Origin of the sequence: Anaerostipes faecis (genome assembly GCF_910574135.1) — a bacterium.
GTDB lineage: Bacteria > Bacillota > Clostridia > Lachnospirales > Lachnospiraceae > Anaerostipes > Anaerostipes hominis.
In genome coordinates, this window is sequence record NZ_CAJSYK010000023.1 from 1 (window position 1) to 22,106 (window position 22,106).

Here is a 22,106-nt window from a genome sequence, read left to right on the forward strand (position 1 = left end):
AAGGCATAGCTTCCTCTATGTCCAACGTTTATGCCCTTTTTTGCCAAATCTCTATTCCTGCACGATATTCAGTTTTCAAATTTCAGTTAGAATCTCATTCATTGAGATTCCGAGAAGTTATTTACATTCAAAAAACTTTTGTTATAATTAGTATAGCTTTAAGAAACAAAAATACAAGTACGCACACTTTTGTGCCCTAGAATAGTGAGGATTAAATGGCTGATAGAAATTTATATAATGGCTCTTGTGAAATTGTAAGTGCGCTCAATCTTCTCAGTGGTCGTTGGAAGTTACCAATTTTATGGAAATTATCTTATGGAAATATACGATACAATGAACTAAAAAGGCAAGTTCATGGTATCACCAATATTATGCTAACTCGTTCATTACAAGAATTGGAAACACATGGTTTAGTTACTCGTATTCAATATTCGGAAATCCCACCTCATGTAGAGTATTGTTTAACACAAGCCGGATTAAAGTTGGTTCCAGCGTTACAGGAGTTAAAAAAGTGGGGAGAAGAACAGGCGATTCTTGAAAAACAGCTACTTTCAACTTCTAAAAATAAAGTTTCAAATTCAAAATAGTTTTATATTTATCTATCTTTTTGACCATATAAGAATGAGAGGGATTCCGTAGTCGTCGGCATTGTGTGTAATGTGTATAACTGGCTGTCTTATGGAGTTGTGGGTAACTCTGTTTGCAGAATATGGGAAAGCTGCACTTTAGCTTTTCCATGTTCTGTGAACAGAGTTATCCATGACGCAATAGCCTGTTATGCACATTTCCACAATGCTTTTTTTGCTTCTCCGGCTCGCTGGCTCTGCGTTTCTCCCTCCATTCCTTTTGCCGTTCTCGGTTGTGTGCAAGCCGCTTTTCCTCCGCTTCCTGTTCCTCCTGCTGGCGGCGATCATTCCCCCGCCCGATAAGCGGCGGCGGCAAAGGTGTTTCGTCCAGTCTTTGCGCACCTGCGCCTTTTGCTCCTGCACAAGCTGTTTCCGCTTGTTTTCAAGCTGTCTGATTTCCTTCTCGATACCTGCGATTTTTTCAAGTTTGGTCTTTGGCATATCTGAAATGCTCCTTTCATTTTTGGAGTATGGAATGGATTTTTACAAATAAGCGGTTTTCCGTTTACTCCGTCCTGTCGGCAAGTATCATTTTCAATAGCTTGTCGCGGAATGTTTCTGTGCCGCTGTGGTTGAAAAACAACTCCGCAACAATGATCTGCCCGTTCCTCTGCGTCGTGATGATACCGTCGGGTTTCCGGGCGCGAAAAAGGGATTTCCCGTGGTTGGAAAATCCCTCTTTGCTGTCGGTTATTCTGTTTTACTGTGCGGGCGGCGCGGTGGCTTGTGCTTTTTTCCTTTCCCAAATGTCCAGATATCTCCCTTGCATCCCCTGCAAAATCCTCTCCGGATGCGAATACCCTATCTGCACGCCACGGCGAAAAATCCTGGTTCCAGTCGGCACCTGTGATGCCGATAAGAATGCACTGTTCCTTCATCTGTGCCCGGATATTCTCTGCTTCTCCCGGAAAAGTATGTATCCAGATGACCGGGTCATCTTTCCTTATTTTATCATCAAAAATTGTGATCTCATATCCCTTAACTTTCAACTCCTTCATTTATTCATCTTCTTTCCCATCAGTTCATAATAAAAAATGTACTGCTGCATGACTCCTTCACATCCATTGTATCTTTCTGCCGGAAACCCGTCAGGATAATGGCCTTCCAGAGCCTGTCTGATGTGAGTGTCTACAGGAAATGCTTCAAAATGATGAAGTGCAAACAGGCAGATACAGTCCGCCACTTTCTCCCCGATGCCATACAGTTTCATCAATTCAGTCTTTGCCTCTTTATAAGGCATCTGTTTTATTGCCTCCAAAGAGACTTCTCCCTCTGTCAGGCTTTTTGCAGTCCCCACCACATACTTGCTCCGGTACCCCAGGTTGCTGTCCTTCAAAGCATCCTCATGAAGTTCCGCCAATGCCTCCGCTTGGGGAAAAGTATAGTAAAGCTTCCCTGATCCGTCAAATCTTTTCTCTCCATAACACTCACAAATGTTGTCAATACACCGGCGGATGCGGACAATATTGTTTTGCTGTGATATTAAAAATGAGACGATCATTTCCCATAAATCCTGATTCAAAATACGGATGCCGAAACCAAACTCCGAGGCTTTTTTCAGATATTGGTCTTGTTCATCAATTGATTCTATGTATTTTTTGTAATCTGTATTCAGATCAAAATATTCCCTCCAAAATGTCTCGTACTTCCTTTCATCACAGTGAAATGTGCATTGGTTTCCATTCTGGGTCACTTCCAAATATTCATTTCCTGCAATCACCGAATATGTATTGTCATGCTTCTGCCTCATACGGAAACACTGACCGGAATCACAGATCTGTGCAATGTTAAAACAGTCTAATTCTTTTGTTATCATAATACTCCTTATAATATAGACATATAAACTTTCCTTTTATACTTCATCATTTTCTCTTTGCCTAATATGGAATTATCTTATTTACATCCCTTATATCTGAGTAGCTTGTATCATCTATGATAATTCCAATACCGCTTCTGTCTGATTCTGCACAGTTTCCAGATGTTATCTTGATCACTTATTGTTAATCCTAAGTACACTAAGACTATATTTGTACGCGTTCAATTGGTGTATTTCAAACACTTATAGTTAGCTCTAATACCCATTTCCTTCGCATAAAATAGTCATTCTATTAAAACAACAATTCTCACCAAAAAGCTCATATATCTCTCCATCCCGCATAAACTCGGATTTTTTTAAAACGGTTGATCCCCCATACTTTATACGCTATCATAGGCCGACCTTTATTAAATATCATACTATAATAATTACCTTTTTCCATTTATTTTAAAAATTCATAGAAAATACTGGTACGATCCTCAAAATATTTAATTCATCACATTTTTGCTTCCGTTAAACAATAAAAACAAATTTTTTCACAATTCTGTCTCTATCGATCCAATATCTCATCCACCCGATCCAACACCGCCTCACAATCAACCTTTTCATAATCCGTCACGTCCAGTTCAATCAGACTCCCCAGCTGAAACTTATCATAACCTTTATTTAAACACCGGTCTTTAAATATTTCATAAGTCACCAGAGCATCCGCCTTCGTCCGGTCTTCCAGCACATCCCCTTCATGATATCGTGTCACCAAATGTGCCAGGTGTCTGGACGGTTCCAGATCTCTGTTTCTTGACCGCTCATACAACACATCAATGTTTCCGGTAAGGCGGATCGTGAGCACCTGATATCCATAAGTTAAGGAAAGGCTTTCAAGTCTTCCCTTCTGTTTTTCGCTGAACGGATAATCCGAAATTACCGAGTACTCCCCACTCATGAGTTCCTCCAGCTTTGCATAGTACAACTCCCAGCTTTGATCTTCCAGACGAATCTTTTCTTCTATATTTTCAAATCCAAAACGGTCCCACAGCTTCTCTTTCATTTCATCCTGAGAAACTACAACAAATTCATTGTGCCGATTTAAAATCTGTTTGCACAGGAACGTCTTCCCCGTTGCGGGATAACCGGCAAGGAGTATCATTGCTTTTTTCATACATCTCTCCCAAATAAACAGACTGCCGCGGCAAAACGGCAGTCTCCTGTTATAATGCTAATTCAACTGTCAGATAATAAGTATCTGCCCGGTAATAAGCTTCTACATACTCTCTTGGAATTTTGTTTTCGTCATAGGAAACACGCTTCACATAGATCAGAGGCGCTCCCACTTCCACCTGAAGCAGCTTGGACCTCCGCTCATCTGCCAAAATAGAATAAATCTTTTCTTCCGCTTTCGCCAGCTTGATGTGACAGTGGTTCACATAATAAACTCTCAGCGATTCCTTGGAAAAGTCTTTCTCCAGCGCTTCCGGAACCCAATCGTAATCCAGATAATTGGTCTCAATATACATGGGCTTTTCATCTGCATACCGGACCCTCTCAATCCTGATCACTTTTGCGCCCTCTTCAAGTTGAAGATTTTCTAAGACTTCCTGATCCGCACGAATGACCGTCTTATCCAGAACCTTTTTGCTCGCCACCCTCTTGCCGTCACTGTGTTCCCGCAAAAAATTGACGATCTTCTGGTTATCACTTTTTGCTTTCATGTTCTTTACATAAGTCCCATGGCCGCGTTTTTTTTCGATCAGTCCTTCATCTGCCAGCATATCCATCGCTTTTCTGACCGTAGCCCTGCTGACCTTATAATAAGCCATCATTTCACTCTCAGCAGGGATCAGATCCCCGATCTGATACTTCCCGGTGACAATGTCCTGGTACATATAATCATATATCTGGTAATAAAGCTGTTCCCTTCCGCTGAAATCCAATTCATGTTTCATCGCTTACACCTCTCTGTAACTGTGTTCCTAAAATTATTCCATCAGCTCCCCGCCCACGAGATTGATGGACTGTCCGGTCAGATAGCTTGAGCTGTCCGTAGTCAGGAAGATCGCCGCATCCGTTACATTTTTCAGATCTACCAGCTTATGCATCGGAATATTCTTCTCAAAATACGGGAGCACTTCTTCCGGATCTAAATTTCTTTTCTTTGCATATTCATATTTTAACTTCTGCCACATCTCTGTCGGGACAATTCCCGGACAGATGGTATTTACCCGTATGCCCTTGTCTGCAAATTCTTTTGCTATGGACTGGGACAGTCCCTGGACACCGTATTTGCTTGCGCAGTAAATGGTCTGCCAGGAACTTGGCTTTTTCCCTGAAAGTGAAGACATATTGATGATTGTTCCGCCTCCGTCAAGCATCTGTCTCACTGCCGCCTGACAGCACAAGAACGTGGCTTTCAGATTCACATTGATCGTCGTATCCCAAAGTTCCTCACTGCTTTCCAGAAACGGCGCCATCTTGGAAAATCCGGCAGAGTTGATCCATGAATTGATTCTACCATATCTTTCGGCTGCTTTACATGTATTTTCATCAATTTGCTCTTTCTTCGTCACATCCGTCTTGAAAAAGCAGGCCTCACCGCCTCCGGCCTTTATTTTCTCCACAACCTGCATGGATTTTTCTTCATTCAGGTCAAAGATTACAACTTTGGCTCCCCTCTTTGCAAACTCTTTTGCCATAGCGGCTCCCATGCCGCTTCCGCCTCCGGTGATGACAGTTACCTTATCATCTAATCTCTCCGCATTCATGTTAAAAGCCTCCTTTACTTTTTAATATACTCCGCAACATTGACCTGTTTATCCTGAGGCATAACCTGGACAAAAACATTAACTCCCTTTTGGATCAAATCAAGGAAGTTTTTATTTTCTTCCGGGTTAGTAGAAATATTTTTATACAAAACACTTCTCCCTTCTTTTGCGCCCATTCCTCCCACGTCGATCTCATCGATTTCAATTCCTTGATCCACCATGTAATTCAGGATTTCCGGCCCTTTTACAAGAAGGATTGTAGGCGCTTCCAGCCCCTGTTTCATAAATTCCACCGCATCGTCCCGGTTAAATATACCGATGGCAATCTCATCGGGCACTGCCATTTCCAGCACATTGATCATAAAATCGTCTTCTGCCACTTCATCATCGGCAACGACAACCTGTACTGCATTTTTCTGCTTGATCCAGGCTGTCATCACCTGCCCGTGGATCAGCCGGTCGTCAATTCTTGTTAAGACTAAGTTTTCCATTCTTCCTGCCTCCTTTGCTTAAATTCATTCCCTTTACCGCCAATGCCCCCGGAGAGACTGCCTCCTGTATCAGTTCATCCAGCGTGCTCTTTTCGGTTCTGGCAAAAACCAGAGTGATCAGCATCGGCATATTCATACCTGAAACCATACCGATCTTATGGTCTTTCGCCAGGTATCCTGTACTGTTAAAAGGGGTTCCCCCTGTCACATCCGTAAGAACCAAAGTACCTTCCTCTGATTCGTACTCTTTTATCTCACTTTCCAGTCTGTTTCTGTATGCTTCCGGAGACTCTCCGGGCAGGAGAGGGACAGCTGATATCCCCTCCTGTTCCCCTGCCACCATCTGAAGGCTTTCTAAAAGCCCTTCACAGAAACGGCCGTGGCTTACTAACATAATATGTATCATAACGGCATCCCTCTATCCCACAAATCCAAGCAGCCCCAGATAAGATGCCGCAATTCCTACAATGAAGATGCCGATAACGATCCAAGTGACGTTGATCTTCTTTGAAACAAGCTTCCATACAATCAGGGTAATAGCTAAAGGAATGAGTCCTGGAAGAAGGGAGTTTAAAATCTCCTGAAACTTTACCACACCGCTGCCCACGGCAATCTTAAACGGAGTATTCACTGTAATTCTTGTGGAAGCCATGCACCCCACAACCATGAGTCCCACAATGCTGAAGGCATTGGTCACCTTATCAATCACCCCGTTTTTAAGGATTTTTAACAGAGTAGATTTTCCGTATTTGTAGCCGTTCATAAACATGAAATATCCGCATGTAAAAATCAGGATCTCAAACAATACTGTAAAAAATACCGGTCCGACATAATTCCGGTCCAGCGCCATCGTACAGCCGATACCCGCTAAAATAGGAAACAGGATTCCCTGCATAACGGTGTCTCCGATACCGGCTACGGGTCCCATGAGTCCGGTGCGGACGGAATTGATGTCTTCTGCCGAAACACTTTCCCCGTTGGCTCTGGCCTCCTCCATAGAAACCGTGATCCCGTTAATGATCGGCCCGATAGTAAAGACTTCTGAGTTATAAAATACCATATACTTTTTCAGCTCTCTGACCCGCTCTTCATTGGATTCGTACAGGCGTTTGACCGGCCCGATCATCAGATTGGCGATTCCCAGGGCCTGCAGCCGTTCATAGTTATAGCATGCCTCTGTGCTGGTGGTGGCCAGCCATGTCTTTACAAGATCTCTTTTTGACAGTTTTTTCTGATAATCCCTCGCTTCTGTTTCCTCTGCATAATCAGTGCGCTCTTCATTTTTCTTCAGCGTGAGGCGCTTCACTTTCTTCGTTTTTTCTTCCTTTTTATTATCGGCCATAAACATGATAATTGCAATGATTGCCGCAAAAATCGCAACGGCCATAATATCCAGTTTTAAGTAGATCGTCAGGAAAAATCCGGCAAAGAAATACGGAACCAGCTTTTTCTTTCCAAGATAGTTTAAAAGCATGGCGATTCCAAGTGCAGGCATGATCCCTCCGACTACCTGCAGCGCAGTTACAAGACTCTTGGGAATGGCATTAATCAAAGCAGTACCCCATGTTTTCCCGGACATCACGAGCGCAAAGGCAGGAATCCCATACAGCGCAAAGGCCACCAGAAAGGACGGGACAAAATTCATAAGCCGCACTCCTCTGATATTCCCGTTTTCCAGCATAACATCAGCCCTGTGAATCCAGAAAGAGTTCACAGTCATATAAACCTGATTCAGTAAAAGGCCAAACATACTGAACGGGATGGCAAATGTCACTGCCATCGTCGGGCTCGCGCCTGATAGAATCGTCATGGCTGTACCAAAGATCCCTGCAACGATCGTATTGCTAGGCATGGTTCCCCCTGCGGAAATCCATCCCAGATAGATCAGCTGTATGTTAGCACCCGCGAGCATACCTGTCATCGGATCTCCCATAAAAATACCGGTCAGCAGCCCTGTCGTCAGCGGGTACACCAGACATTTTGTCACCGGACCAAAAAACCACCACTGCCCCATTGTTGCCAGCAAAGCTACTAAAATTGCTGAAATTACCATCTTAAATCCTCCTCTTTCCGATTAATGTTTTCCGCTTAAGCGGACCATCACTTTCCCTTTCTTTGCATACCTCTGTGTTTTCAGCTCCTCACCCATCTCTTCCAGATCAAGGCTGGCACTGATGATTGTATCGGTATCAAGCTTTCCGCTTTCTAAAAGCGCCACCGCCCGTTTCGTTGTGTTTGGATTTAAATAAGAAGTATAGATGCTGAGTTCCTTCGTATACGCCTCAAATTGGTTCATGGAAACCGGCTCATCCGGATCTCCGAGTCCAAACAGCAGTACCTTGGCATTTTTTCCCGCAATCTTCAGAGACTGCTCCATGGTTGATTTTAATCCGATACATTCGATAACATAGTCAATATTAAATGTCTCAGCCAGCTTTTCTATCTCTTTGTCATCCACTGCATAATCGGCTCCCAGCTCAAGAGCCAGCTGCTGTTTCTCTTTCTCCCTCTCAACCACGATGATGACAGAGGCCCCCGAGAGTTTCACCATCTGAAGCATCAGGCTTCCGATAGAGCCCAGACCGTAAATTACCACTGCCGAGCCGCTTCGGATCTGAATCAGATCCAGTCCGTGGATCACACAGGACAAAGGCTCTGCGAATGCCGCATTTTTAAGATCCAGCTTCTCCGACACTTTATAGACGTTCTGCTCCGGAGGGTACACATAGTCAGAAAATCCTTTTGCCACACCGTGCCTTTCAAAACAGAAATTCGGAAGCCCCTGCTGGCAGTAAATACATTTCCCGCATCCGTAACTGGGATCTGCTGCCACCCTGTCTCCAGGTTTAAAATACTTAACCTTCGGTCCGACGGCTGTCACAATCCCGGAACACTCATGTCCGAGAATAATCGGCGGTATCACCGGACTGGCCCCGTTTTTCCCTTCAAATTTATGTATGTCTGTGCCGCACAGGCCGCACCATGCCACTTCGATTTTCACTTCATCATCTTCCGGTTCCCGGTCAGGTACTTCTCTCACTTCATAGGTCCAATCCCCTGTATAATATCCTGCTCTCATATGCATCACCCGCCTTAATTGAGATTTTTAAAGAGTTCTATTTTCCTCTGTACTACCTGGTTGACTGCTTCGATACACGGCACTACATTATTTCTCAGAGAACTGCTTTCCGAGGTCTGTCCAAAAAGCTCTTTGGACTTTTTCGTCCAGGTGACCAGAAGTTCTGTTCCCACATTAAATTTCCTGATTCCAAGATCGATTACCCGTCTCACGTCCTCATCCTTTACTCCGGTCCCGCCGTGAATAACCAGAGGAAGATCTACCGCCTCTTTAATTTCTTTCAGCCTTTCAAAGTTAATGTTTGTCTTGGACTTATACTGTCCGTGATTCGTGCCGATTGCCACTGCCAGTGCATCAATCCCTGTCTTCTTCACAAAGTCCACTGCTTCTTTTGGGTCTGTATAGCGCACTTCCGCCTCTGACACTGCTACTCCGTCCTCTGTTCCCCCGACGATCCCCAGTTCCGCCTCCACAGAGACATCAAATTTCCCTGCATATTCAATGATCTGCTGTGTCTTTAAAATATTTTCTTTCAGCGGCAGGGATGATCCGTCAAACATGACAGAACTGTAACCGGCATCAATCGCCTCTTTTATATCATCATACTCTTTTGCATGGTCCAAATGAAGCACCACGTCAATTCCTGCTTCCTCCGACATGGTCCTGCACACAGATACCAGATTCTTGTGCCCCACATATTTGGCCGTTCCGACACTCGTCTGAATGATCACCGGAGTCCCCTGTTCTTTCGCCGCCAGGATAATGGCTGGAAGCATTTCCAGACTGTGGGTATTAAACGCCCCCACTGCCATGTTCAGTTCATCCGCTTCTTTCAGAACCTTCTTCAAATTTGTATACATCTTAACCTCCTCAAATATTGACTTCTGCCTTTTGTTTTAAAATTCTATTTGTTCACCTCCCATCATTTTATCCTAACGTTATAATGTACGGACGTTTGTACTTTCGAATGTATTATACAACTCTTTTTACATTTTGTAAACAGTTTTTAAGCCAGAAGATGAAAAATCTTCTGGCTTAAGGTCATTCTCATATTCTATTGTTTACTTAACAGTACTCTCTCCCGCCCAAATCCTGCACTGCGTAATCTTAGGTTCCGGATCAAACCCCTCTTCCACGCCCATAGCAGAAAGCATCTCACACGGGAAATCCGGACAGACTCCGCAGTGGTCGAATCCTTTTTTCTCACAGCAGGACTTCACCCCGCACTCACCGCCCCAAAACGGCTGTTTCATTTCTGTGCATCCTTTACAGTGAACCTGCTCCTTTCGTTCACATGAATTGCAGCAGACACCGCATCTTGATTCAAACATAACTTACCCTCCTAAATTTTTCTTTCAGTTAAAGAGTTTCTTTCAGTTCCTCAATCCATGTTTCCAGCGCCTGTGCCAAGATAAGCTGCTGCTCTAAAACAGCCATTCCTGTTTTCGGAATCTCCGGCAGATGTTCTTTCAGGCTTACATTTTCTTCGATATATCCTTTTAAAGTCTTCATGTTATTCTCAATCTCTGTCAAACAGGATTTCTGTTTTTCCTTCGGCAGACTGTCCAGATTTACAATGACGGCATTAAAGTCGAGAAATATTCGGACAGGTTTTGAAGCGATCTCCAGCATGAGCTTTTCAAATTGCTTCTCGCCCTGCTCCGTCAAAGAATAAACCGTCTTTTCCGCCATATTTCCTTCTTTTACAATATCGCCTTTCATAAATCCTTTTTTCTCCAGCTGGATGACTTTTTTGTAAATAGAAGGTGTACTGATCTTCACCCATTTGGATATATTGCGGTACTCTACGATCTTTTGAATATCGTAGGCACTTAAAGATTCCTTCTTCAAGATTCCCAACACGATAAGATCAATGGTTGCCATGATTTCCCCCTTTTGCTTGACAACTACTATAATTTATAGTAGTATGTGATTCACTATTTACTTGCTATAATTTATAGTAGTATATTTTATATTTCATGTCAACAGAAAGGAGAGTTCATTATGAATGAACAAAACAAAAAGATGGAACTGTTAGGAAGTGCTCCGATACCGAAAGCACTTTTAGCCATGGGGCTGCCGACTATGATCGGCATGATGATCAATGCCTTATACAACCTGGTAGATGCTTACTTTGTGGGAGGGCTGGGAACCAGCCAGATGGGCGCAATCTCCGTTGCCTTTCCCCTCGGACAGGCGGTGGTAGGACTGGGCCTGTTATTCGGAAACGGAGCCGCATCCTATATTTCCAGACTGCTGGGACGCGGAGAAAAAGATACTGCCAACAAAGTCGCCAGTACAGCTCTCTACAGCAGTGTGGCTGCAGGTGCAGTCTTAATTATTTGTACGGTGATTTTTCTGAATCCGATTTTAAAGTTGCTTGGAGCAACCAAAAGCATAATGCCCTATGCAGTCACTTATACAGGCATCTATATTGTCTCATCTATCTTCAACGTTTTTAATGTGACAATGAATAATATTGTCACCAGTGAAGGGGCCGCTAAGACAACGATGTGTGCCCTGCTGACAGGTGCTGCTCTGAATATTATTTTAGACCCCATCTTCATTTATGTCCTGGATCTGGGCGTGGCCGGTGCTGCAATCGCTACGGCCATCTTACAAATAGTTTCTACCGCTGTGTATTTATGTTATGTATTCAGAAAGAAAAGTGTATTTGATTTCAAAATAAAAGACTGCTGTTTTTCTAAAAAAATGATATCGGAAATCATGAAAATAGGGATTCCTACCCTGATCTTTCAGCTGCTGACCAGTCTTTCCATCGCACTGATCAACAAACAGACGAAAGTATACGGGGATTCCGTCATCGCCGCTATGGGTGTGGTAACAAGGGTTATTTCTATGGGAAGTCTCATGGTCTTCGGATTTATCAAAGGCTTTCAGCCAATTGCAGGATTCAGCTATGGGGCAAAAAAATATGACCGCTTACATGAAGCGGTCAAAACTTCTATTATATGGTCCACAATATTCTGCCTAATCTTTGGGGCAGCTGCGGCTTCGTTTTCCTCATCTATCATTTCAGGATTCACAGAAGGAGATATGGAAATGATCCGTGCCGGCCAAAAGGCACTGCGGGCAAACGGTTTATCTTTTCTGCTCTTTGGTTTCTATACGGTATATTCATCCCTTTTCCTTGCTCTGGGAAAAGCAAAGGAAGGTTTTATCCTGGGTGCATGCAGGCAGGGAATCTGCTTTGTCCCTGTCATCTTCATTTTCCCGGCACTTTGGGGTATCAGCGGAATTCTTTATGCTCAGCCGATTGCTGATGTTATCTCTGGGGTTATTACAGTATTTATGGCTCTGCACCTTCATAAGGAACTTAAGAGTACAGCAGACGTTACTGCCCCAGTAAACAGGAGTCCCCAGCCAGACAATATAAAATATGAGTCTTAATGCTGTCCGCACAAAATCCCCGTTTCCATGCGGTTTGACGAAACGGGGATTTTTCTCTGTTTTTTATTATAATGTTATTGCAAAAATCAAATTTCTAAGAGGCGTGTACATTAATATCTAATTTTGTACTGACAAAAAAGTTTTAATAATGATTTTAATATTATTTTTAAAGATTTTCTTTCAAAAAGCTAACCTCTGAAATCGATTGATCTCAAAGGTTAGCTTTGACAAAATATAAAATTAAGCCTTTACAAGCTGTTCACAGTATCTTTCCCATAGTATACCTTAAGAATTAATTCCTTCATCTCTTCTGCCGTTGGCTGAATCGGATTAAATGGCGTTGCGACGTCACTCATTGCTTTTTCCGTTAATTTATCCAAATTCTTAATAAAAGTGTCTTCCTGTACTTTTTCTTTCATTGTTTTTGGAATATCTATTTTCTCGCTCAGCTCGGCAATTGCCTCCGCCAATGATTCCTTTCCAATGTACCCCGCAAGCTCATCATACATTTTTTTAACTTCTTCATCCTGACTGTTATATTCCAATCCGTATGGAAGTACAATCGCATTGGCAAGCCCATGAGGCACTCCATATTCCGCCCCGAAAGAATGAGCAATCCCATGAACAATTCCTAATCCGGAATTAGAAAATGCGATTCCTCCCATGCAGGATGCGGCCAGCATCTCTGCCCCTGCATTTTCGTTTTCCGGATTTTCGTACACTTTTTCCAGACTCTTATATCCATAAAGAAAAGCGGCCAGGGACATTGCCTTTGAAAATGGATTTGCAGTTGGCGTTACATAAGATTCTATTGCATGTGTCAGGGCATCCATTCCGGAAGCTGCCGTTAAACTCTTAGGCATCGTTGCCGTAAATTCAGGATCTAAAACAGCTGCATCCGGAACCAGTCTTCCATTCATGTCTCTGACAGAATATTTTTTCTTTTGTTCAATATCCTTAATTAAAGCTGCTCTGGTTGCCTCACTTCCTGTTCCGGCAGATGTGGCAATACAGCAGACTTTTGCTTTCACTCTTAAATTCTCTATGATATTCGGAGGCATTGTCTCCTCCAGTGTTCGATAGGCAGGATTCTCATAAAACACCCACATAGCTTTTGCTGCGTCCATTGCTGATCCGCCGCCAAATCCTATAATCCAGTCCGGTTCAAAAGTCTTCATCTTTTCTGCACCCTTTAAAATTGTATGAAAACTTGGCTCCGGTTCAACTTCTGTGTAGGCCTCGTATTCAAAACCGGCTTCTTCTAAAACATCCGTAACTTTTTTATAGGAGCCGACATCTATAAGAACATTTCCGCTCATGACAATAAATGCTCTTTTTCTTGGTCCTTCCAGTGTCTTAAGCTGTTGTACCGCGTTCTTCCCCCAGTAAATTTTTTCGCACCCTAATTTTATAGAATACATGTTATCACCATCCTTTTCTGCCTAGTAAACAATACAATTTTTAATTACTTTTTGGGCCGCATGTTCAAGTATCGCCTCTTCCAGTTTCTCAAGCGGATACTCCTTTTGAATAAAATCATCACTTTGGATCACTCCCATTTTTAACAACTCCAACGCAGTTCGAACATGTCTCGGGGTTGTGTGAAATACACCTTTGACCGTTACTTGTGAATAGTGCAGAAGAGTTGCATCAATCGAAAGGATACTTTTTTCCTTTGTTCCGCCGAATAAAAGAACAAACCCGGCTTTCCTTGCCATCTTAACACTGCTTTCCCATACATTGATCAGGCCGGTAGCCTCAATTACAATATCCGCTCCCCTGCCTCCTTCTGTCATCGCTTTTACTGCATATGCGCTGTCCTCAATATCTGTAATATTTAATATCTCATGAACCCCCAGCTTCTTTGCAAGCTCCAATCGATTTTGTGCCTTATCCGTAACAATAACATGAGCGCCTTTTAACACTGCAAGCCTCGCAAACATCAAACCGATCGGACCTGCACCGTTTACCGCTACTACATCACCTAAGTGAATGGGGCATTCTTCAATTCCATATACAGCACAGGAAAATGGCTCCATCAGGGAAGCACTCTTATGAGAAATCGAATCATCAAGCAAAAACATATTCTGTTCTACGATTCTCTCCGGTACTTTTACATATTCTGCATAGGTCCCTCTGTTAAATAACATGTCTTCGCACATAGAAGGAAATCCCTTTTTACAGAAATAACAATGATTACATGGGGCTGTATTGTGCACAGCTACCCGGTCTCCCTCTTTAAAATTCTTAACCTTTTTCCCCACTGCGGCAATCACTCCCGAGTATTCATGTCCGAATGGATGTGGTGGTTTCAATAAAGGATATCCCCTCTTATATATTTTTACATCCGTCCCACACGTAGCAGAGATCTTGTTTTTTACTAAAACATCTCCTTCTCCGATTTCAGGAACCTCACATTCTTCAATCCGAAGATTTTCCTGTTCATACAAAACTGCTCTTCTCATTTTCATTCCGGGACTCTGCTCCTCCTTAAATTAAATTGGAAATCCCGGCTCCAAAAGCGGAAACCGGGATTGAAACATCAGTAACAATTGGATGTCTGATCTTCTTTGTCTTTTTTTGGCTGTCCATATGATTTGAATTTCTCCATAACCACGTCCATTTCTTCGTCACTTAAAACAACCGGCTCACCGACTGACATTGCCCGATACTGCATTTCCGCACAAAATTCCATATTCACTGCCAGACCAAATGCTTTTTCAATTCCGGGTCCGCAAGTCAAAAGCCCATGATTTGCAAGTAAAACAGCTTTCCCCTTTCCGCAGGCTTTGATCGCTGCCTCCGCAAGCTCCGGAGTTCCGAATGTACAGTATGGTGCACACGGTACCATCGACGTTCCCGCACCTCCGATGACATAATGCAAGGCCTTAATCGGCATATTCAGACATGCAAATGTTGTACAATAAGCAGAATGTGTATGTACGACTGCCCTTGCATCCGGTTTATTTACATAAAAAACTGTGTGCAGCCCCCATTCACTGGAAGGCTTTTTATCACCTTCAACGACATTTCCTTCTAAATCCATCACAACGACATCCTCCGGGGCAGTTTCAAAATAACCTACGCCGGATGGACTGATTGCCATCATCTTTTCTTCTGCATTATATATACTGATATTTCCGCTTGTCCCCTTGCTGAGACCGGCTGCACTCATTTTTTTGCCGTACTCGACTACCAATTCTCTTTCTTTTTTTAATAACATATTGTTCCCCTTTTTAAAATGTGATCTGGTTTAAATTGACTATCATATCACTGGTTTTTGTCTCCCAAAAACGATTAATCGTGTCTGCCAGTAGTTTTGGAGATTTTGGGAGGGCATCGACAACATTTCCGGCGTTATGCGGCGTTAAAGTAATATTATCCAGTTTCAGAAGCGGATCGTCCTTATCCAGCGGTTCATTCCAATACACATCTAATGCCGCTCCGCCGATCCGTTTATTTTCTAATGCCTCAATAAATGCCCCTTTATCTAAGACCTTCGCTCTGGATGTGTTGATCAGATACGCCGTCGGTTTCATAAGACTGATAACTTCTTCATTAATACTGTTTTCAGTCTCCGGTGTTACCCTTAAATGAAGTGATATAATATCCGCTTCTCTGAACACTTCTTCTTTCTCTTTCATTGTTACAGCAATGCCTTTGGCATTCATGGCATCCTGAGTCACAAATGGATCATAAGCAATGATTTTCATGCCGATCCCGGCGGCTTTTTCCGCCACTAAACGTCCGATATGTCCCAGCCCTATGATCCCTACTGTCATTTCTCTCATTGCAGTGGTATATGCTGAATTAACATACTCTTTTCTCCAGATGCCCTGTTTCATTGCTGCGTGGGCTCTTGCAATGTTTCTTGTCTCAGCAAACATTAAGCCGACCGCAAAATCTGAAGTTGCTTCCGCATTTCTTATCACATGCACCACCGGAATATTTTTTTCAGTTGCGGCTTCCACATCTACATGCTCCAGTCCCCCGCGGCATGTTCCAATCAGCTTTAGATTTTGAGCCCTCTCAATTAATTTTTTCGGAACGGGACAGAAATGTACCAGCAGAATATCTGCATCTTCTATTTCGGTATAAAGTTCTTCTGGGATCTCTTCTGCCTCCGGCCCCTTTGTTTCTATGTTTAAAGCCTTTTTCTGAAAATCCTTTCGGTCATCTGCTTTCCAAACAATTTCTTTAATTTCCGGTTCATCATCAATGTTCAGGCTTTTTGCGGCTTCTGCCAGCAATCCGCTGCTCACGATGATATCCCCTACTACTGCAATCTTCATAATTTCCCCTTTCGTTTCAAAGTATCATCCGCACTGGGTCTTATGCAGTTTCTCCGCCCGATGCTCCGGCGGCTGCCTGTGCTCCTCCCATAGCATTAGATTCTAAATAATCCCATACTCTTTGTTTATTCTTCTTAAATAATACGAAACACAAAAGATAGACAGCTATGACCGCTCCAATAATGATCGGATTCATGGTCAGGAATGCGTATGTAATAAGCCCTGCCGTACAGTTTGACAGAATAAATCCGATAATTAATACAGTTCCTGCAGTCACTTCATATCCGGCATTTACTGCGATGTCTGTAAATACGGCTGCCCAGGAGGATGCCATTAACAGCTTTGCGCAGAACACAATACAGGCTGCAATCCAGGATTTAAAGATGTTGCCGTTTGACAGAGATACCGGAACTTCTACCATATATGGAAGAGAGGGCAATACCATTACCGGAAGAACGATATTTCCAGGCAAAATGAAGGCTAACAGAAGGGCCACCGGGATAACTAACAAGCCTGTTGTCAATGTAGCCGCTTCTCCATATCCCAGTGCATCATTTACTGCGACGATAAACTCCCGGTCCTTTCCATACTTTGATTTCTTTAATGCCTTTCTTGAGTAATCCGTAATGACAGTAAATCCTGAGGCAAACAATCCCGCAATCTTTGGAAAGATTGCCATTACTGCTGAACAGGTCACCGCAACATCTGCAACCTGTCCCCATGAAGTCATCTCATTTAAAGTCGATATATTTCCGACGATTCCAAGAATCAGTCCTACGATCAGGCCTACATACATTGGTTCGCCCAGAAATCCGATTTTCTTCTTAATTGCATCCGGTCTTAAATTAATCTTATCTGCTCCCAGTTTCCCAAGTGCAAAGTCTAAGGCTAAGTACAGAGGTACATCCCCCATATGATGCGGCGCTATCATTGCACAGCCTGGATAATGATAGTATGTAGACCATCGCTTTTGAACAATCTCTGCAAGCAGCAAGACAACCAAATTGACAAAAAGCATAAGAACAAATGCCATCACAAGGTTTCCTTTGATCTGGTATAACAGCGATCCCCACACGATGATTGAGTAATTATTCCACAGATCCGACGGCTGAAAGATATCTGTAATCTTTACCAGGAAAATTACAATCTGGAAGATCAGCCCGACTCCGATAAACATCATCCCAATGTCAGTGGAATAAGCTACCGAAGCAACGGCCTGCCACCCTACATCCAGCGCCGGCAGATTGATTCCCGTCTGCTCGATCAGTTTTGTTACTAACGCTGATAATACGCTGCCAAACGCACTGGTTATAAACGCCATACCTTTCAAACCGACACCGATCAGCACAGCAGACATAAAAGCCTTTTTTACCGGTGCTTTGAATATTAAACAAATAATAAATATGATAATCGGCACTGTTATATAGTTTCCGAATGTATCAAAAAACAGTTTCAGTGTATCCCACATATTTCAACCTCCTCGTATGAATGTTTTCCCGCCTTTCAAAACTACAGTTCCAGACTCTCTACCTCCTGCATTAATTCTTCAATAAATTCTTCTTCATTAATGCCCACAAGGAAACCTGTGGCATTCAAAATGGGAACTCCGTAGTTTCCTTCCACAGGGCTTGTGTAAACGATCAGGTCATAACCGCCTCCCTGCATGGCACCCGGAACTCCTCCGGGACTCACTTCCGTAGCTTCCATCTCATACCCTTTTTCCTCAAATATATCTGCTAATTTTGAAGAAAGCATTGCTGAACTCACTGTTCCTGAACCGCACACTGATAATACTTTTATTGCTCTCATAATTTCTCTTCCTTTCTAATCTTCTAAGATTTTTAAACAATCCAGGATTTCTGATCTGTCTTTAGAATCCCTGATCTTCTTCAACAGCTCTCCGTTTTGAATGATCTTCATCATCTGTTTCAGCATACTGATCTGCATATCCGAATCTTTGATTACCAGAGGAATAATCACTTCACAATCCAGCCACACATCTTTTGTTCCCATTGCACAAAATCTTACAGGTTCTCTGGGTACGATGACACCTACTGCCGGTTTATTTACATATGTATTATTTGTATGAGGAATCGCAATCGCCACTCCTTTTCCGGGCAAACCGGTGGGATATACTTTCTCCCGGTCTATCACTGCCTGTGTATATCCATCTTTTACATACCCTTTTTCATAAAAAATCGTTCCTCCGAGCCGAATACAGTCTTCTGCCGTTTTAACATCTGCATCCAAAATTACAAGTTCTTCATCTAGCAGCCTCAAAAATTGTCACCTCTTTCTATTTTTAGATTTTAATAGAATATTTAGTTATCGATAACTTAATTTCTAAATATACTATAACACTGATGCTTTTTAACAAAAAGAGCAGTTTTTTTCACTTTTTATTTCACTGATTTTACATTTTTTATACCTGTTTTATAAGAAGGACATATCCCATACCGTAATAACTGCTCCAAACACAATAAGCGCCCCTGCTGCAAAACGAACATACTTGAGCGTTTTCCATATTCCAAATCTTTCATAGTTATGAAAATGCATAAATACCAGCGGCCACTTACATAAACAAATCCCTATGATGACCAGCGGTATATGTGTCCACCAGCCTTTCATCGACAAACCGATGTTTATTAAATTGACAGCAGCACATATTCCAATGATTACATATGCTTTAAGCCTTGATGCATTATCCCACTTAATAAATCTGGACGTTTTGTTACAACAGTCCATACTGCAGCACTGGACTTCTTCTTTTTCCCTTTTCAGCCAAACAGCTGCCGGCTTTTTGGTGATCGGCTGTCCACAGTATATGCACCTTTTTTCCATAGAAACCTCCTCTCAAAGGATGTCCGATAACTACTGATCCGGATCTAAAATTATCGTGCCTTCACCGCCATCCATATAAATATTAGTTTTAGAACCGGCTTCATTCAATATATTTTTCACACCCACAACAGCCGGTATCTCTAATGCTTTTGCAAGGATCACCGTATGAGATGTGTTCCCTCCTCTTTCAGTTACAAAGCCCTTTACATATGTTGTGTCCATCCGGATCATATCTTCGGGTGTCAGATCTGCAGCGACAATCACAACATCTTCTTTTAATTTTTCAACCTGATCCATCGGAGAATTTAATCCTTCCATCTTCCTGATCAAAGCATTACATACATTTTCGATGTCAGTCCCCCTCTCCCGCATATATGGATCATCCATACTTTTAAATAGTGCCGCTGCTGCTGTTTTCTCCTCTTCCAAAATATAAACCAGATTCCGTTTTTCATTTTGTACCCTCTTGATAATTTTCTGAAAAAAAGCATCATCATTTACCATTTCAATATAAGCCAGGAAAATGTTTGCAGGCTCTTCCCCTGCTGAAACCTCCGCCTCTCTATACAGTTGTTTCAGCTCCTCCTTATATTCTTTTCTTACAGTTTCAAAGCGGCTGATTTCATATTCAGCATCGTCAGTCTTTTCAGCTTTAACTTCATATTTCAACTCGTTTAAAACCAGAATGGTGCCCGCAGCTTTTCCTTCAGCACCTCCAACTCCTCTCAGTTTTTTCACTTTTTAACTCCTTTCATAGCATTGATAAAACTTTTCCCCTTTTCACTCTCACAGTAACGATAAATACCTTCCAGCACAGGGAAATGTGTATTCTGATCTACGGTGACAAAGAAAATAAATATCTTCCCTTTTATCTCTTCAGATATTTTTATCCTTTCTTCTGAAACAACAATTTCATAATTTATTTCTACATTTAAATCTCCGCGCATGGGACAATGGAGTATTACAACATCCTGAGAAATTTCATAAAATTTTATTTTGTTATGGTTCATCATATTGCATAACCTGTTATACAGCCGCTTCCACGCTTTTTCTCCAACCGCTTTCTGGCATCCCAGCATGAGCAGCTCTTCTTTGGTGCTGTGTGCAGACAGTACGCTATACCTTTCATTTTGAATATAATCTGCAATGGAATTTAATTTTTTGTCTATCTTTCTGTTATCAGATTCAAATAATATCCGCAGCACGTCAAAATATAGTTCATTTTCATCAACAATACCATTTGTACTCCGAATGGCCGCCGATATAATTCTTTGAATTGTTTTGTTATACTCACCGATGACCCCGCACTGATTCATGACCTGGATAATTTTTTTCTTATCAGTATCCTCCAAAATAACATTGGTGAACACAATATTTTTCCGGTGTGACAGCAGCTCTGAATATCCCGTGGAAATAATCAGTGCAAAATCGTCCAGATTATATTTTTTAGCTTCAGAAATAATGCCCAATTTAATATCGGCGGTACTTCCAAACAGTGTTTTCAGCTGTTCTTTTACCAAAGTTGAGGTTGCCATTCCATCTGCGCAGAGTACTAAGACCTTAGAGACGCTGCTTTTCTTTTGGATTGTCTGATACTTCTCATCGCTTATAAAATAGATTGTTAAGTATGCGATCTCATCTGATGTTAACATTTTGGCAAGGTCATCTTTCATCTCTCTCACTGCTTTCCCAGTGAAATCATATATTTCGGGATACATTCTCATAACGTCCTGTACCAGCGGATTTGTCGATTGAACTCCATATTTCAATCTATAATACAATGGTCTGATATGCCCTTTTAATCTTGTCATTAAGCGGTCTTTATTATCAAAAGAAATACACGCAATCCGTTCAAAATTTACAACAAGCGCCTTTGTAAAATTAGAAATATACAAATCTTCCTGATCCTGAGACACAAACTGTGCAACCTTTATCCCTAACAAGAGCGTTGCAATATAATATATTTCCGATTCAGGAATTTCTAAGTTATAAACTTTTAATTTTTCAAAACTCTGTTTCAGCGATTGATACGGCTTTGTCTCAACTAAAGTCACCTTTTCTTCTGTATGAAGATTCATCGTGTAACCATCCATGCTTCTGATCCAGGAAATCAGGATCATGCTGCACTCCAGTTCTTCATTTTCCAAAACCAGTTTGATATTTTCGTCTTGTTCATACTGCTTTATCAGACATCTGGCGATCTCCAGATAATCATAGTCCTCCCCGGTTATCGTAACCAAAGATTTCTGCATCCACTTCTTTAAAATATCTTTAGGCTGAAAATTTTTTAGTTTCTTTATTTCCTTTCCAACAATTTTTCTGATTGCAAATTCTTCTCCCTGGAGTACATATCCGGACTTGATTGAACTTGCTATGGAAATGTCCTGGTTCCCCAAAATTTTTTTCCACTCTTTAATGTCCTTTAGGATCGTATTTTTGCTGACATCAAAAAGGTTCTGCATTTTCTCTATGGTTACAACTTCAGCAGACAGCAGTATCATCAAAAGCTCCAGTATTCTTCTCTCTTGTACGGAATAATAATAACTTCCGTTCTTTCTCATCTCAGCTTCCAACATTTCAATTTTCTTTGATTTCACACAGATAACTTTTGACTTTATTTCCAGCTTCCCTAATCCTCTGCTTTGCAGCCAGTCATTGATCAGTTCAATGTCATAGTAAAATGTTCTCTTTGTAATATTTAGTTTCTCAATAATGCGGTCAACAGTATAACCCTTTTTTTGTTCCAGTATAATTTTTAAAATATATGCCGGTCTGCTTTTTAATTCCAAAG

General features: G+C 42.0%; 25 protein-coding genes. 2 read left to right on the forward strand and 23 right to left on the reverse strand.

What is annotated here, in order from left to right; translation table 11 throughout:
• Positions 1 to 215 precede the first annotated feature (215 nt).
• Positions 216 to 587: a winged helix-turn-helix transcriptional regulator gene (locus QGT46_RS13315; RefSeq protein WP_024728805.1), complete on the forward strand. Its 372-nt coding sequence runs from the start codon at positions 216 to 218 to the stop codon at positions 585 to 587.
• A gap of 138 nt (positions 588 to 725) precedes the next feature.
• Here the strand turns inward: QGT46_RS13315 and QGT46_RS13320 are convergent, their stop codons facing one another.
• The 13 genes from QGT46_RS13320 to QGT46_RS13380 all read right to left on the reverse strand — a co-directional run bounded on the left by QGT46_RS13320 (position 726) and on the right by QGT46_RS13380 (position 10,655).
• Positions 726 to 1,067 (reverse strand): hypothetical protein, encoded by a 342-nt coding sequence (locus QGT46_RS13320; protein WP_148459514.1) that lies wholly within the window; start codon positions 1,065 to 1,067, stop codon positions 726 to 728.
• Positions 1,068 to 1,131: 64 nt separating this feature from the next.
• A complete protein-coding gene (locus QGT46_RS17365; protein ID WP_148459572.1) occupies positions 1,132 to 1,320 on the reverse strand; it encodes a transposon-encoded TnpW family protein in 189 nt (62 codons plus the stop codon).
• Between the two features lie 300 nt (positions 1,321 to 1,620).
• Positions 1,621 to 2,442 (reverse strand): DNA-3-methyladenine glycosylase family protein, encoded by an 822-nt coding sequence (locus QGT46_RS13330; RefSeq protein WP_148459515.1) that lies wholly within the window; start codon positions 2,440 to 2,442, stop codon positions 1,621 to 1,623.
• A 550-nt stretch (positions 2,443 to 2,992) separates the two neighbouring features.
• A complete protein-coding gene (locus QGT46_RS13335; RefSeq protein ID WP_148459516.1) occupies positions 2,993 to 3,601 on the reverse strand; it encodes an AAA family ATPase in 609 nt (202 codons plus the stop codon).
• 49 nt (positions 3,602 to 3,650) lie between these two features.
• Positions 3,651 to 4,385 (reverse strand): GntR family transcriptional regulator, encoded by a 735-nt coding sequence (locus tag QGT46_RS13340; protein ID WP_024728809.1) that lies wholly within the window; start codon positions 4,383 to 4,385, stop codon positions 3,651 to 3,653.
• Between the two features lie 33 nt (positions 4,386 to 4,418).
• Entirely contained in the window at positions 4,419 to 5,201 is a 783-nt protein-coding gene (locus QGT46_RS13345; protein WP_148459517.1) for an SDR family NAD(P)-dependent oxidoreductase, read from the reverse strand.
• 14 nt (positions 5,202 to 5,215) lie between these two features.
• A complete protein-coding gene (locus QGT46_RS13350) occupies positions 5,216 to 5,692 on the reverse strand; it encodes a PTS sugar transporter subunit IIB (protein WP_024728811.1) in 477 nt (158 codons plus the stop codon).
• The gene (locus QGT46_RS13355; protein ID WP_148459518.1) at positions 5,664 to 6,098 is read right to left on the reverse strand and encodes a PTS sugar transporter subunit IIA; all 435 of its coding nucleotides are present in this window, start codon (positions 6,096 to 6,098) and stop codon (positions 5,664 to 5,666) included. The genes QGT46_RS13350 and QGT46_RS13355 overlap by 29 nt, the downstream gene beginning before the upstream one ends.
• A gap of 12 nt (positions 6,099 to 6,110) precedes the next feature.
• On the reverse strand, positions 6,111 to 7,745 hold the full coding sequence (locus tag QGT46_RS13360; RefSeq protein ID WP_148459519.1) for a PTS system mannose/fructose/sorbose family transporter subunit IID: 1,635 nt from the start codon (positions 7,743 to 7,745) through the stop codon (positions 6,111 to 6,113).
• Positions 7,746 to 7,766: 21 nt separating this feature from the next.
• Positions 7,767 to 8,771 carry a zinc-dependent alcohol dehydrogenase family protein gene (locus QGT46_RS13365; protein ID WP_148459520.1) on the reverse strand — a complete coding sequence of 335 codons (1,005 nt, stop codon included), beginning with the start codon at positions 8,769 to 8,771 and terminating at the stop codon, positions 7,767 to 7,769.
• A gap of 14 nt (positions 8,772 to 8,785) precedes the next feature.
• The gene (locus tag QGT46_RS13370) at positions 8,786 to 9,631 is read right to left on the reverse strand and encodes a class II fructose-bisphosphate aldolase (protein ID WP_148459521.1); all 846 of its coding nucleotides are present in this window, start codon (positions 9,629 to 9,631) and stop codon (positions 8,786 to 8,788) included.
• 201 nt (positions 9,632 to 9,832) lie between these two features.
• Positions 9,833 to 10,102, reverse strand: coding sequence for a DUF3795 domain-containing protein (locus tag QGT46_RS13375; RefSeq protein ID WP_024728816.1), 270 nt, complete (start codon positions 10,100 to 10,102; stop codon positions 9,833 to 9,835).
• Between the two features lie 28 nt (positions 10,103 to 10,130).
• Positions 10,131 to 10,655 (reverse strand): PadR family transcriptional regulator, encoded by a 525-nt coding sequence (locus QGT46_RS13380; RefSeq protein ID WP_024728817.1) that lies wholly within the window; start codon positions 10,653 to 10,655, stop codon positions 10,131 to 10,133.
• Positions 10,656 to 10,775: 120 nt separating this feature from the next.
• Here QGT46_RS13380 and QGT46_RS13385 point away from each other — a divergent pair, with 120 nt between their 5' ends.
• Entirely contained in the window at positions 10,776 to 12,182 is a 1,407-nt protein-coding gene (locus QGT46_RS13385; protein WP_148459522.1) for an MATE family efflux transporter, read from the forward strand.
• 248 nt (positions 12,183 to 12,430) lie between these two features.
• On the opposite strand, the gene QGT46_RS13390 is transcribed toward QGT46_RS13385, so the two are convergent.
• The 10 genes from QGT46_RS13390 to QGT46_RS13435 all read right to left on the reverse strand — a co-directional run bounded on the left by QGT46_RS13390 (position 12,431) and on the right by QGT46_RS13435 (position 22,104).
• Complete coding sequence (locus QGT46_RS13390; protein WP_148459523.1) at positions 12,431 to 13,603, reverse strand: iron-containing alcohol dehydrogenase; 1,173 nt, start codon at positions 13,601 to 13,603, stop codon at positions 12,431 to 12,433.
• A 21-nt stretch (positions 13,604 to 13,624) separates the two neighbouring features.
• A complete protein-coding gene (locus QGT46_RS13395; protein ID WP_148459524.1) occupies positions 13,625 to 14,653 on the reverse strand; it encodes a zinc-dependent alcohol dehydrogenase in 1,029 nt (342 codons plus the stop codon).
• A 71-nt stretch (positions 14,654 to 14,724) separates the two neighbouring features.
• A complete protein-coding gene (locus QGT46_RS13400) occupies positions 14,725 to 15,405 on the reverse strand; it encodes an L-fuculose-phosphate aldolase (RefSeq protein WP_148459525.1) in 681 nt (226 codons plus the stop codon).
• Between the two features lie 13 nt (positions 15,406 to 15,418).
• Positions 15,419 to 16,474, reverse strand: coding sequence for a 2-hydroxyacid dehydrogenase (locus QGT46_RS13405; RefSeq protein WP_148459526.1), 1,056 nt, complete (start codon positions 16,472 to 16,474; stop codon positions 15,419 to 15,421).
• Positions 16,475 to 16,514: 40 nt separating this feature from the next.
• The gene (locus tag QGT46_RS13410) at positions 16,515 to 17,942 is read right to left on the reverse strand and encodes a PTS transporter subunit IIC (protein ID WP_024728823.1); all 1,428 of its coding nucleotides are present in this window, start codon (positions 17,940 to 17,942) and stop codon (positions 16,515 to 16,517) included.
• A 41-nt stretch (positions 17,943 to 17,983) separates the two neighbouring features.
• The gene (locus QGT46_RS13415; protein WP_024728824.1) at positions 17,984 to 18,283 is read right to left on the reverse strand and encodes a PTS sugar transporter subunit IIB; all 300 of its coding nucleotides are present in this window, start codon (positions 18,281 to 18,283) and stop codon (positions 17,984 to 17,986) included.
• A 15-nt stretch (positions 18,284 to 18,298) separates the two neighbouring features.
• Entirely contained in the window at positions 18,299 to 18,754 is a 456-nt protein-coding gene (locus QGT46_RS13420) for a PTS sugar transporter subunit IIA (protein ID WP_024728825.1), read from the reverse strand.
• Between the two features lie 153 nt (positions 18,755 to 18,907).
• The gene (locus QGT46_RS13425) at positions 18,908 to 19,315 is read right to left on the reverse strand and encodes a hypothetical protein (RefSeq protein WP_024728826.1); all 408 of its coding nucleotides are present in this window, start codon (positions 19,313 to 19,315) and stop codon (positions 18,908 to 18,910) included.
• A gap of 30 nt (positions 19,316 to 19,345) precedes the next feature.
• Positions 19,346 to 20,053, reverse strand: coding sequence for a phosphoenolpyruvate-utilizing N-terminal domain-containing protein (locus QGT46_RS13430; RefSeq protein WP_148459527.1), 708 nt, complete (start codon positions 20,051 to 20,053; stop codon positions 19,346 to 19,348).
• Complete coding sequence (locus QGT46_RS13435; RefSeq protein ID WP_148459528.1) at positions 20,050 to 22,104, reverse strand: BglG family transcription antiterminator; 2,055 nt, start codon at positions 22,102 to 22,104, stop codon at positions 20,050 to 20,052. Before QGT46_RS13435 ends, QGT46_RS13430 begins: the two co-directional genes overlap by 4 nt.
• Positions 22,105 to 22,106 lie beyond the last annotated feature (2 nt).

Bases quoted from the DNA above. Each gene is read 5' to 3' on its own strand.
- QGT46_RS13360 (WP_148459519.1), bottom strand. From the start codon at position 7,745: ATGGTAATTTCAGCAATTTTAGTAGCTTTGCTGGCAACAATGGGGCAG.
- QGT46_RS13400 (WP_148459525.1), bottom strand. From the start codon at position 15,405: ATGTTATTAAAAAAAGAAAGAGAATTGGTAGTCGAGTACGGCAAAAAA.
- QGT46_RS13410 (WP_024728823.1), bottom strand. From the start codon at position 17,942: ATGTGGGATACACTGAAACTGTTTTTTGATACATTCGGAAACTATATA.
- QGT46_RS13415 (WP_024728824.1), bottom strand. From the start codon at position 18,283: ATGAGAGCAATAAAAGTATTATCAGTGTGCGGTTCAGGAACAGTGAGT.
- QGT46_RS13395 (WP_148459524.1), bottom strand. From the start codon at position 14,653: ATGAAAATGAGAAGAGCAGTTTTGTATGAACAGGAAAATCTTCGGATT.
- QGT46_RS13380 (WP_024728817.1), bottom strand. From the start codon at position 10,655: ATGGCAACCATTGATCTTATCGTGTTGGGAATCTTGAAGAAGGAATCT.
- QGT46_RS13330 (WP_148459515.1), bottom strand. From the start codon at position 2,442: ATGATAACAAAAGAATTAGACTGTTTTAACATTGCACAGATCTGTGAT.
- QGT46_RS13425 (WP_024728826.1), bottom strand. From the start codon at position 19,315: ATGGAAAAAAGGTGCATATACTGTGGACAGCCGATCACCAAAAAGCCG.
- QGT46_RS13335 (WP_148459516.1), bottom strand. From the start codon at position 3,601: ATGAAAAAAGCAATGATACTCCTTGCCGGTTATCCCGCAACGGGGAAG.
- QGT46_RS13315 (WP_024728805.1), top strand. From the start codon at position 216: ATGGCTGATAGAAATTTATATAATGGCTCTTGTGAAATTGTAAGTGCG.
- QGT46_RS13370 (WP_148459521.1), bottom strand. From the start codon at position 9,631: ATGTATACAAATTTGAAGAAGGTTCTGAAAGAAGCGGATGAACTGAAC.
- QGT46_RS13365 (WP_148459520.1), bottom strand. From the start codon at position 8,771: ATGAGAGCAGGATATTATACAGGGGATTGGACCTATGAAGTGAGAGAA.
- QGT46_RS13375 (WP_024728816.1), bottom strand. From the start codon at position 10,102: ATGTTTGAATCAAGATGCGGTGTCTGCTGCAATTCATGTGAACGAAAG.
- QGT46_RS13385 (WP_148459522.1), top strand. From the start codon at position 10,776: ATGAATGAACAAAACAAAAAGATGGAACTGTTAGGAAGTGCTCCGATA.
- QGT46_RS13345 (WP_148459517.1), bottom strand. From the start codon at position 5,201: ATGAATGCGGAGAGATTAGATGATAAGGTAACTGTCATCACCGGAGGC.
- QGT46_RS13320 (WP_148459514.1), bottom strand. From the start codon at position 1,067: ATGCCAAAGACCAAACTTGAAAAAATCGCAGGTATCGAGAAGGAAATC.
- QGT46_RS13340 (WP_024728809.1), bottom strand. From the start codon at position 4,385: ATGAAACATGAATTGGATTTCAGCGGAAGGGAACAGCTTTATTACCAG.
- QGT46_RS13355 (WP_148459518.1), bottom strand. From the start codon at position 6,098: ATGATACATATTATGTTAGTAAGCCACGGCCGTTTCTGTGAAGGGCTT.
- QGT46_RS13350 (WP_024728811.1), bottom strand. From the start codon at position 5,692: ATGGAAAACTTAGTCTTAACAAGAATTGACGACCGGCTGATCCACGGG.
- QGT46_RS13405 (WP_148459526.1), bottom strand. From the start codon at position 16,474: ATGAAGATTGCAGTAGTAGGGGATATCATCGTGAGCAGCGGATTGCTG.
- QGT46_RS13390 (WP_148459523.1), bottom strand. From the start codon at position 13,603: ATGTATTCTATAAAATTAGGGTGCGAAAAAATTTACTGGGGGAAGAAC.